Source organism: Flagellimonas abyssi, from assembly GCF_019457905.1.
Lineage (GTDB): Bacteria > Bacteroidota > Bacteroidia > Flavobacteriales > Flavobacteriaceae > Flagellimonas > Flagellimonas abyssi.
On sequence record NZ_JAHZSV010000001.1, the window covers coordinates 22,695 to 33,952 of the forward strand.

The window sequence follows — 11,258 nt, forward strand, 5'->3', positions numbered from 1 at the left end:
TAGCTATAAAAATTAGGAAATTATTCCGTAAAATTGGAATTTAGCGGTTCACCATAGAAAAATAGTCGGTATGAAATTGGATAACGTGGACATTGAATTGATCAGGCTGCTGCAAAAGGACAGTAAAAAGACCACCAAACAATATGCGGATGCTTTGCATTTGTCCAAGACCGCCGTTTACGAGCGTATTCGCCGACTGGAACGCAACGGGGTGATCACCCAGTACACCGCCTTGGTGGACAAGGTGAAGGTGGGCCGTGATTTTATGGTACTTTGCCAAATACGGTTGGTACAGCACACCAAGGAAAATGTGATAAAGTTCGAGCGCGAGGTACTGCAGCTTAAGGAAGTATCCGAGTGCTTTCATGTGGGTGGGGACTACGACTATATCCTTAAAATCTTCGTAAAGGACATGAAGAGCTACCGCGAATTTATGCTCACCAAACTTACCGCCATTGCCAATATCGGCAACACGCAAAGCTCTTTTGTGATCAACGAGGTGAAGAACAGCCCTTCGGTTCATATTTAGTTTTTTAAGAGTCAGGAGTCAGGAGTCAGGAGTCAGGAGTCAGGAGTCAGTGGGCAGTTGGCAGTTTACAATGAACAATTACCAATAACCGAATCACCAAATAATCAAGAGCCAAGACATAAGACATAGGACGACAATTAACGATCAGAAGTCAGAAGTCAGTGGGCAGAAGTCAGTGGGCAGTTGATAATGAACAATTACCAATAACCAAATAACAGAACAGCCCTAAACCATCCAACTTCCAAAAACCAACTATCCCTTCACCTTTTACCCTTTCAACCAAACCCCATCAACCCAAACCCCTCATCCGTCAACCCAAAAGGGGCATCGGTCAATTGGTGGGCAAAAACCTCACGAGAACTCCCGAATTTATCTTGATTTTTTAATAACTAAAATTTTAAGATTATGAAAAAGATACTTTTTTCGGTGTTGTTGGCCATGGCCATCCTTTGGTCTTGTGGCAAGGACGATGGCCCAGCTACTCCGCCAGTACAGAGCAAACCTACCATAACTGATTTCGACCCCAAAACGGGCACAGTGGGCACAGTGGTTACCATTACAGGAACCAATTTCTCCACCATCGCTGCCGACAATGCAGTTAAGTTTGGTTCGGTAGCGGCCAGTGTTGTTACTGCTACGGCCACCAAGATAGTTGTGAACGTACCTACAGGAGCAACAACGGCCAAGATTTCCGTTAGTGTGAGTGGAAATACCGCGACCAGTACTGGTACGTTTATCGTTACAAAAGCTGATACGGAGAATAAATCCCCTGTAATGGAAAATCAGGAATTCAGCGTTGAACAGACCATTACGGATACGGACGAAATAGGACAGATCCAGGCCACGGATCCCGAAGGGGGCGAACTTACCTTTAACATTGTTGCCAACGACAACAACCTGTTCTATATAACAGAAAAGGGAATATTGACCCTTGCCGAGGGCAAAAGCCTTGATTTTGAATCTGCAACGGAGCACGAAATTACCATAGGGGCATCCGATGGGAGCACTATTACAGAGGCCAAGGTCCCTATAAATGTTCTGGAAGGTGACCCTGACAACCAATCCCCTTTGATGGAGGATCAGGAATTTGTGGTTTCAGAAAGTATTACGAATGCAGATGAAATAGGGCAGGTAGTGGCCACTGACCCCGATAACGACACCTTGACCTTTAGTATTGCCGACAGCGAACTGTTTGATATCTCGGATGCTGGTGTGTTGACACTTGCCGAAGGCAAAGCATTGGATTATGAAACAGAGACTTCTCACAGCCTTACGGTTAGCGCTACAGATGGTGAGGAGACCGTGGAGGCCACCATTACCATAACTGTCCAGAACGTTATTGATAGTATGGTAGAAGACCCGACCTCTTTTATCACTACTTGGCAAACAGAGGCTAATGGAGAGGAAATAGGGTTTTACATTTCTGTTGACTACGAATACAATTTTACTGTTGACTGGGGCGATGGTATCGTGGAAACTATTGATATTAATGAGGTTCCTGATAGTTTTAGTATACAGCATGAGTACGAGACGGCAGGCACCTATACCGTGGCTATTCAGGGTCAAATTCCTTATTTTAGTATAGTTAATGCAGATCAGGGTTTTGAGTCTCGTTTGTTGAGTATAGAGCAATGGGGAAAAATAGAATGGGAAAATTTTGAAGCTACTTTTGCCCAATGTAGTAATATGGTATACAATGCCATGGATCTCCCCGACCTAACTAAAGTGCAAAACGTTATTGCTATGTTTCTGGATGCTACCTCGTTTAATGGGGATATTAGTGGATGGAACACTGCCAACATAAAGAGCATGACGTTCATGTTCGATGGAGCTGTATCGTTTGATCAGGATTTGGGTAGTTGGGATATCAGCAGTGTAATAATGATGGAAAATATGTTCGATGATAGTAATATGTCGCCTCTCAACTTTTCCAACACTTTGATCGGTTGGGCAGCTCCAGGGGTAAAGTCAAATATCATTTTAGGAGCGGAGGGTTTGTATCTCTGTTTAGACGATGATGATGGAATCAATGCTTTTATAACTCTTACTAATGCGCCCAATAACTGGGCTATTATTTCAGATGGTGTGAAACCCTGCGATTAAAAAATAAGAATCAGCAATTACAAACCGGAGGGGCCACGTGCTTTTCCGGTTTTTTTATAATTAGATATGAAATGTTAGTATTTAGATTTTAGAAGTTGGAAGTCAGTAAGCAGTTAACAATGAGCAATCAACCAACAACCGAATTATCTAAATGTTCACACCCATTCAATCCTTTACCTTTTACCCATCACCCTTGACCCATTCAATCAAACCTCCATCAACCCAACAATCCCACATAATTCCTTGGTACTGTCCCGAAAAACATTCGTATTTTTACACTTGTTTTTACAAAAACACAGTTTTTTAGCAATTATCCTTACAAACAATACCATATGAATCAATATGATGTAGCCATCATCGGCTCTGGACCAGGAGGCTATGTGGCGGCCATTCGATGTGCCCAATTGGGAATGAAAACCGCAATTATAGAAAAGTATGCCACCCTTGGCGGAACCTGTCTTAACGTAGGCTGTATCCCGTCCAAGGCACTGTTGGACTCATCGCACCACTACGAGGATGCCGTAAAGCATTTCGAGGAACACGGTATCGATATACCGGGTGAGATCAAAGTAAACTTGGAGCAAATGATTGCCCGTAAACAAGGCGTTGTGGACCAGACCACCAAGGGCATCGAGTTTTTGATGGACAAAAATAAAATTGATGTGTACCACGGTGTAGGTAGCTTTAAAGATGCCACGCACATCAACATTGCAAAAGAGGGCGGAGAGGAGACCATTGAAGCTAAAAATATAATTATAGCAACTGGCTCCAAACCATCGTCCTTGCCATTTATTGAAATTGACAAGGAGCGCGTGATCACTTCTACCGAAGCTTTAAAGCTGAGAGAAATCCCAAAACACCTGATTGTTATTGGAGGCGGTGTCATTGGATTGGAACTGGGCCAAGTATACAAGCGCTTGGGTGCCGATGTAACCGTAGTGGAGTATATGGACCGCATAATCCCAGGAATGGACGGTGCATTGTCCAAAGAGCTGACCAAGGTGATGAAGAAACAAAAAGTAAAGTTCAACCTGTCCCACAAAGTAAAATCCGTGGAGCGTAAAGGTGATGAGGTCATCGTAAAAGCCGACGACAAAAAAGGAGGGGAAGTCACCATTAAAGGTGATTACTGTTTGGTAAGTGTGGGTCGTAAGCCCTACACCGATGGATTGGACGCTGAAGCAGCGGGAGTAAAATTGGACGATAGGGGTAGAGTAGAGGTAAACGAACATCTACAGACCAATGTGTCCAACATTTACGCCATTGGCGATGTGGTAAAAGGAGCCATGTTGGCCCACAAAGCCGAAGAAGAGGGTACCATGGTCGCTGAAATTTTAGCGGGACAGAAACCACATATCGATTACAATTTGATTCCGGGAGTGGTCTACACCTGGCCGGAAGTTGCCGCTGTGGGCAAAACAGAGGAGCAATTGAAGGAAGAAGGCGTGGAATATAAATCAGGTCAGTTTCCAATGAGGGCACTAGGAAGGTCCCGTGCCAGTATGGATTTGGATGGTTTTGTAAAAATCCTTGCTGATAAAAAGACAGATGAGGTTCTAGGTATCCATATGATTGGTGCACGTTGTGCCGATTTGATTGCCGAAGGTGTTACTGCTATGGAGTTCCGGGCATCTGCCGAAGACATTTCACGTATGAGCCATGCACACCCAACCTTTGCCGAAGCCGTTAAGGAAGCTGCGTTGGCCGCTACGGATGATAGGGCATTGCATGTGTAGATAGAAAATCAGAACGATTTATACTAAAAGCATTCAGTCTTAGGATTGGATGCTTTTTTTAGCTCCTGACAGTTCGGAAAACGCGTCTTAGAAAAATACGAACACGGATAAAAACTTCTCGAAGTACCGGAATGGATATTTCTTTTAGTTCGATTGCCTGGGTTTTGATGAACGCAAGACCTGTAGAAATCTGTGTTTTGATGCCCAATTCGTACTTGTTGTATTGAAGGGCCAACCATGTGCACGTAATCATAAATGCAAGTGCACCGGGAACCACGATCTCGGGAGAAAGTGAATGGTGAAAGAACCGATAGAGCCCCAAGCCTGTAAGACTGCCATAAAGGATAACAAAGTGAATCACATAGATGGACAAAGTACTTGCTCCGATTTTCAAAACAGTCTTGTTGGTCATTAATCTGCGGAGTACCATAAACACGGCAAAAACTACAAAAACATCGCCCAACCGAATAAATAGGTAGTTGTTGGTGAGCAGTTGTTTGAGAAAATTGAACCCAGTTCTTTCGTAAACGATTTCAAAGAAATTGGACGATTGATAAATCAACAGATAACCTACTGCCAATGCTATGGAAATAGCGACAGGGTATAAATATCTATAATTTTTGAATCTGGTAAAGAGCACGGATACAAATGCCCCAATAGTGGTGTAGCCGAACCAGGGTATGATGGTAAATACAGAACCGTTGGACTTTGTAAAGTAATTTGCCAAAAAGTCGGGCAAAAATGCAAAGGACCAATCCTTGTAAACCCTTTCGAACAGGAAAAGCACCAATGTGATGATCACAAGAACAGTCGGAAAAACATAGCTTTTCTTTTTTGCAGTCAGTACATAAACACCTATAAGTCCCAAAATAGATAGACCAATACAGTGGAGAACATCTACCAGATAGAAAGAATCATAAATTTCTCCTTTAAATAATCCTCCAAGATTCATTCGAAGCAAATAGCCAATGAGCAGTAATTGTATCCCACGTCTGATTCCCTTGGCCACCCTTGGGTTTTCCATACCACTTTGTGGAACCCGAATCAATAGGTAGGTAAAAATAAAACCGGAAACCGTAAAAAACACGGGAGCAGTTATCCCCCTAAAATATAACCAGATGTTATAGGTCGTGTTGCCGGCATCCCTAAAAACAGGGTCTAGTAGGCCATCTATAAAATGTCCTTGCAGCATCATCAAAATTGCCCATGCACGCATGGCATCCACAAAAAATAGTCTGTCAGTCTTTGCAGTCATTTGTATTTGATTCACCCTATATACTTGTTTAGCAAGTAGTTTAGATGTTGGCCGCATCAAAAATATGCAAAATAGTCGCATCTAACTTCCAATTGGGGTATTTTAGCGAAACAATCAACAATTCCATGATATGGCTGCAATTTTGGCATTAGGGGGGAGTAATTCTTCCACTTCTATCAATTTTAGATTGGTGAAATTTACCGTTTCCTTGGTTCAACAGCATGATATTCAACTCCTAAACATGTCAGAACATGCATTTCCCATGTTTAGTGAAGATTTGGAGAAATCAGATGGATATGCTGATTCCTTACAGGATTTGAAAGCAAAAATCAACAGTTCGGATGCACTTATTTTGTCCGTAAACGAGCATAATGGCAATCCGTCTGCATATTTTAAGAATGTATTGGATTGGTTGTCCCGCATGGACCGTAATTTTTTGGAAGGCACCAAGGTGTTTTTGATGTCCACATCGGGCGGCAGACGTGGCGCAAAAGGTTCTTTTACAGTGATTGAAGGTATGCTGCCAAGATTTGGAGCGGAAATAACAGCGAGCTTTTCATTGCCCTCTTTTTATGAGAATTTTGGTGATGATGGTATTTTGGACAAGACCCTGCAGATTGAACACCAACAGGCGCTGGATACATTTTTGGATTCCCTAAACTCATAACTATTGCGGACGCATCGCTCCTTTAAGATAAAATCCCTTTTACAAAGTAAAGAGGCGCTTTTTTGGTGGTCCAAACAATTTGAAACGGCCGTTTGGCTGGACAGCAATTCCCATCAGGACCGATATTCCAGTTTTGAAGCCTGTTTAGCGGTTGGCGCATCTCAAAAATTTGAAATCACTAAAACGCTCCACGATTTTTTAGAAAACGAAAAAGATTGGCTATTTGGTTACTTTTCATACGATGTAAAGAACGAGTTGGAGGACTTGACCTCAAATAATTTTGACGGTCTCGGGTTTCCGGCGGTGCAGTTTTTTCAGCCGTTAAAGGTTATCCGGGTAGAAAATGATGAGCTTCATTTCATTTATTTGAATGAGGTTGCTCAGGAAATTGAAGCGGATTTTGAAGAAATCAGAGATTTTGTCCCTTTACAATTGCCGCCCGAGCCACAAGATGCTATCAAAATAAAAATGAGGATTCACAAGGATGCTTATTTTGAAAAGGCCCATCGTTTTTTGGAACATATTCACAGAGGAGATATTTATGAAGCCAACTTTTGTCAAGAGTTTTATGCCGAAGATGCTACCATCAATCCATGGGAGACCTATCAAAAGTTGAATGGCATATCGGAACCGCCGTTTGCCGCTTTTGCACGCCTCAACGATAACTATTTGATGTGCGCTTCGCCTGAACGATATTTAAAAAAGCAAGGACAAAAAGTAATTTCACAACCCATAAAGGGAACTGCAAGGAGAGGTGATGATGAGCGGGAAGATGAAAAATTCAAAAGAGATTTAGCTCAAGATGAAAAAGAACGCTCCGAAAATATTATGATCACCGATTTGGTTCGGAATGATTTGTCCAAGAGTGCAATAAAGGGTTCGGTGCGAGTAGAGGAACTTTGTAACCCCTATACTTTTAAGCAAGTACATCAACTTATTTCCACAATAGTTTCAAACGTGCCTAAGGATAAATATCCGCTGGAATTAATCAAAGAAACTTTTCCAATGGGAAGTATGACCGGAGCTCCAAAAATTTCCGCAATGAAAATCATCGAGGAATTGGAGGAAACCAAACGAGGTCTGTACAGCGGAGCGGTAGGTTATTTTTCACCAAATGGTGATTTTGATTTCAATGTCGTGATTCGCAGTATTCTGTACAATGCAAGCAATAAATATGTGTCCTTTTCCGTAGGCAGTGCCATTACAGCTAAATCCGACCCAGAAAGGGAGTATAAGGAATGTTTGCTGAAAGCTAAAGCAATGCGAACGGTTTTGGAGGAAAGAGAAACATAGGTAAGGAAACAAGACCGCTGCGCTTTTGGATAAAAGAACACAGACCTATAAACAGATAACTCAGTAATCAGTATGCAGGTGTAAAAGTTCAAACGTCAAAATCGATAAAAAACATTCGGGAGGATTTGTGGAATTGGTGTCAAAAAGAGAAAAGAATGAAGTGCAAGAGAAAAAGTACCAAGACCACTCCGCCGTTGGACATAAGGACGGATTTAAAGATGCTATCAAGTATCAATTCAACCTCATACACGGATAGAAAAACACAATAACTCAGAAACATACTAACAATATAACCTAGCCGTAAGGCTTAGGGTTTATTTGTAAATTCGCATCATGGTCCAAAAATTCAATGAGCACATTGTAAAAAGCTTGCCATTTCTCAAAGAGAAAAAACTTTTAGTGGCCTGCAGTGGAGGACTTGACAGCGTTGTTTTAACTCATTTATGCGCTGCTTCAAAATTTGATTTTGCCATAGCACATTGCAATTTTTCGCTTCGAGGCGCAGAAAGTGAAGGGGACGAGACCTTTGTAGCTGATTTGGCATCACAATTAGGGGTAGAATGTTTTGTGAAGCAGTTCAATACGGAACAAGAAGCCAAAACAAAGCGTTTATCCGTGCAAATGGCCGCCAGGGAATTGCGCTACCAGTGGTTTGATGAACTGTTGACATCCAAGGGATACGATTATGTGCTGACGGCCCACCATGCGGATGATAGTTTGGAAACTTTTCTCATCAATTTATCCCGAGGAACAGGTATTCAAGGGCTTTCGGGCATTCCTAAGATGAACGGGAACATTGTGCGACCGTTATTGTCCTTTTCACGGGAAGAAATTTTGGAATTTGCCACCTTGGAAGGTAAGGAGTGGCGGGAAGACAGTAGCAATGCGAGTATCAAATACCTTCGTAACAAGATTCGTCATCAAATAGTTCCTATCGTAAAGGAACTCAATCCAACATTTCTTCAAAACTTTCAGCATACCCAACATTTTTTAAGGCAGACGAGCGATTTGGCACACAATTATTTGGAAGAATTAAAATCAAAATTGTTTCGTCAACGAGATGGGGCTGTTGCAATTCCAATTGCCGAGCTTCAGCAGTTAAATCCCTTGGACGCTTATATTTATGGATTGTTACATAGTTATGGATTTACCGAGTGGAACGATGTGAAGGATTTATTGACGGCCGAGAGTGGCAAACAAGTCTTTTCCAAGACCCATCGACTTCTTAAGAACAGGGATTTCTTGATTCTTGCTGAAATCATTCCTGAAATAAAAGGAACGTATAACCTTCATTTGGATAAAACTTCGGATGGATTGCCCATTAAAATACAGTTAGAAGAGGTAGAATCCTTTGAAAAACAGACACAAAATGTCGTATTTTTGGATATGGAAAAGTTAATCTTTCCGTTGGTGTTAAGAAACTGGGAAAAAGGCGACTATTTTTATCCTTTTGGGATGCAAGGAAAAAAAAAGTTGTCCAAATTTTTCAAGGATGAAAAAATGGACCTCATTTCAAAAGAAAAGCAATGGTTGCTTTGTTCAGGCGATAAAATTGTCTGGATTGTAGGCAAGCGCGCTGACGAAAGGTTCAAGGTTGAGGAATCAACCCGAAAAATAGTAAAGATTTCATGGCTAAAATAAAATTATCGCTTCTCTTTTTAGGATTATTGCTCATCAATTTGAGCACATTTGCCCAAACTGATAAGAACCCCGCAGTTTGGAGCCATGAGGTGCATAAATTGTCCGATACCGAATACGAATTGGTGTTCAAGGCAAAAATTATGGATGGGTGGCACATCTATTCACAGTATACGGATGAAGGTGGTTCTTTGCCCAGCGAATTTACTTTTAAAAAATCCGGTGAGGATTACGAGCTGGTAGGTAAAACGCAGGAAAGTGAAACAATCATAGAATACAGCGAAATTTTTGAGGTAGATGAAACTTTTTTCAAAGAAGAGGCCATATTCACCCAAAAAATTAAACTTCTCGACCCGGATGTCAACCAGATTTCTGTGAATTTGTTCTACCAAATCTGCAAGGAGGTTTGCATTCCTGTTGACGAACTGTTCCAGATTTCGTTGGACGGAACAGGGTTTGTTGCAGAAGAGGCAGCTCTGGACGAACGGAGCGTTGCCCTGGGTGAATCACTTAAGGTTAATTTTAAGAACAAGAATCTTTTGAATCAAAACGGAGTTACGGATTCTGAAGGAAGGTCCAATCTGTGGATGATTTTTGGATTGGGTTTTATCGGGGGATTAATAGCCTTGTTGACGCCCTGCGTGTTCCCTATGATTCCTTTGACGGTGTCTTTTTTCACCAAGCAGACCCAGAATAAATCCAAAGGAATAGTAAACGCCTTGCTCTACGGTTTCTTTATCGTTTTGATTTATTTCTTGTTGAGCTTACCGTTCCATTTGTTCAATTCGGTGGACTCGCAAATTTTGAACACCATCGCCACCAATATCTGGTTGAACGTGTTCTTCTTTGTCATTTTTGTATTCTTTGCCTTTTCATTCTTTGGCTACTATGAATTGACGTTGCCCAGTTCTTGGGCGAACAAAATGGATTCGGCCTCGTCCAAAGTAGGAGGGGGATTGGGTATCTTTTTTATGGCCTTGACGCTGGCCATAGTATCATTTTCTTGTACAGGACCCATTTTGGGAGGTCTTTTAGGAAGTACAACCTTGGCTGAAGGGAACGTGGCCACCAACTTAACCTCGGGAATGGTTGGTTTTGGTTTGGCATTGGCGCTTCCGTTTGCTTTGTTTGCCATGTTTCCAGCTTGGTTAAATTCGTTGCCAAAATCTGGTGGTTGGATGACGACCGTAAAAGTGGTGCTTGGGTTCTTGGAATTGGCACTCGCCTTCAAATTCTTATCCAACGCAGATTTGGTGGGGAACTGGGGCATTTTTAAACGAGAAATTTTTATTGGTATCTGGGTAGTGCTATTTGTTTTGATGACACTTTACCTATTCGGAATTTTTAGGTTTCCGCATGATGGACCCAAAAAGAATCTCTCAACGGCCCGAAAAGGATTTGGTTTATTGAGTTTTGCCTTCACGGTGTATTTGGTACTCGGATTGTTCAATATTACACCATTAAAATTGTTGAGCGGGTTCCCGCCACCAAGTTTTTACAGTGTGGTAGAAACAGAGAGCGATTGTCCGTTAGGGTTGGATTGCTATAAAGATTTTGAAAAAGGCGTGGCTTACGCGCAAGAAGTAAACAAGCCTATTTTACTCGATTTTACGGGCTGGGCCTGTGTAAATTGTAGAAAAATGGAGGAAAATGTGTGGAGCGATTCCAATATTTACCCCATTTTAAAGGAAGATTATGTGTTGATTTCACTTTATGTTGATGATAGAAAAGAACTGCCTGAATCCGAGCAGTTCGATTTTAAATATGACTCTGGACGGGTGAAATCCATCCAGACGATTGGCCAAAAATGGGGGACGTTCCAGACCATTAATTTTAATGCCGCATCCCAACCCTATTATGTATTGCTTTCTCCAAATCTTGAAATTCTTAACGAAGCGGTACAATATGTTGACGTTGAAACCTATGAGAAATGGTTAAAGTCAGGCTTGGAAAAACACCATCTTTCCATGATCAAATAGTTGATATTTGTCAATATTTTATTAAAGTCATCTAAGAAATTAATTATACCTTAGAGTA

At 41.6% G+C, this 11,258-nt stretch carries 8 protein-coding genes; 7 read left to right on the plus strand and 1 reads right to left on the minus strand.

The genetic code is table 11. From position 1 onward, the window contains the following. Nucleotides 1-70: 70 nt before the first annotated feature. The 3 genes from K1F36_RS00130 (at nucleotide 71) to lpdA (ending at nucleotide 4,368) form a co-directional block, all read left to right on the plus strand. Nucleotides 71-529, plus strand: coding sequence for an Lrp/AsnC family transcriptional regulator (locus K1F36_RS00130; protein ID WP_166248207.1), 459 nt, complete (start codon nucleotides 71-73; stop codon nucleotides 527-529). A 405-nt stretch (nucleotides 530-934) separates the two neighbouring features. Continuing rightward, on the plus strand, nucleotides 935-2,632 hold the full coding sequence (locus tag K1F36_RS00135) for a BspA family leucine-rich repeat surface protein (RefSeq protein ID WP_220111982.1): 1,698 nt from the start codon (nucleotides 935-937) through the stop codon (nucleotides 2,630-2,632). A 332-nt stretch (nucleotides 2,633-2,964) separates the two neighbouring features. Continuing rightward, entirely contained in the window at nucleotides 2,965-4,368 is a 1,404-nt protein-coding gene (gene lpdA / locus K1F36_RS00140) for a dihydrolipoyl dehydrogenase (RefSeq protein ID WP_220111983.1), read from the plus strand. A 58-nt stretch (nucleotides 4,369-4,426) separates the two neighbouring features. Here the strand turns inward: lpdA and K1F36_RS00145 are convergent, their stop codons facing one another. Further along, nucleotides 4,427-5,623, minus strand: coding sequence for a heparan-alpha-glucosaminide N-acetyltransferase domain-containing protein (locus K1F36_RS00145; protein WP_220111984.1), 1,197 nt, complete (start codon nucleotides 5,621-5,623; stop codon nucleotides 4,427-4,429). Between the two features lie 130 nt (nucleotides 5,624-5,753). On the opposite strand from K1F36_RS00145, the gene K1F36_RS00150 reads away from it, so the two are divergent. From K1F36_RS00150 to K1F36_RS00165, 4 genes are all read left to right on the plus strand, one after another. Continuing rightward, the gene (locus tag K1F36_RS00150; protein ID WP_220111985.1) at nucleotides 5,754-6,290 is read left to right on the plus strand and encodes an NADPH-dependent FMN reductase; all 537 of its coding nucleotides are present in this window, start codon (nucleotides 5,754-5,756) and stop codon (nucleotides 6,288-6,290) included. Nucleotides 6,291-6,293: 3 nt separating this feature from the next. Next, the gene (locus K1F36_RS00155) at nucleotides 6,294-7,583 is read left to right on the plus strand and encodes an anthranilate synthase component I family protein (protein ID WP_220111986.1); all 1,290 of its coding nucleotides are present in this window, start codon (nucleotides 6,294-6,296) and stop codon (nucleotides 7,581-7,583) included. A gap of 333 nt (nucleotides 7,584-7,916) precedes the next feature. After that, complete coding sequence (gene tilS / locus K1F36_RS00160; RefSeq protein ID WP_220111987.1) at nucleotides 7,917-9,224, plus strand: tRNA lysidine(34) synthetase TilS; 1,308 nt, start codon at nucleotides 7,917-7,919, stop codon at nucleotides 9,222-9,224. Continuing rightward, nucleotides 9,212-11,200: a protein-disulfide reductase DsbD family protein gene (locus tag K1F36_RS00165; protein WP_220111988.1), complete on the plus strand. Its 1,989-nt coding sequence runs from the start codon at nucleotides 9,212-9,214 to the stop codon at nucleotides 11,198-11,200. Before tilS ends, K1F36_RS00165 begins: the two co-directional genes overlap by 13 nt. Nucleotides 11,201-11,258 lie beyond the last annotated feature (58 nt).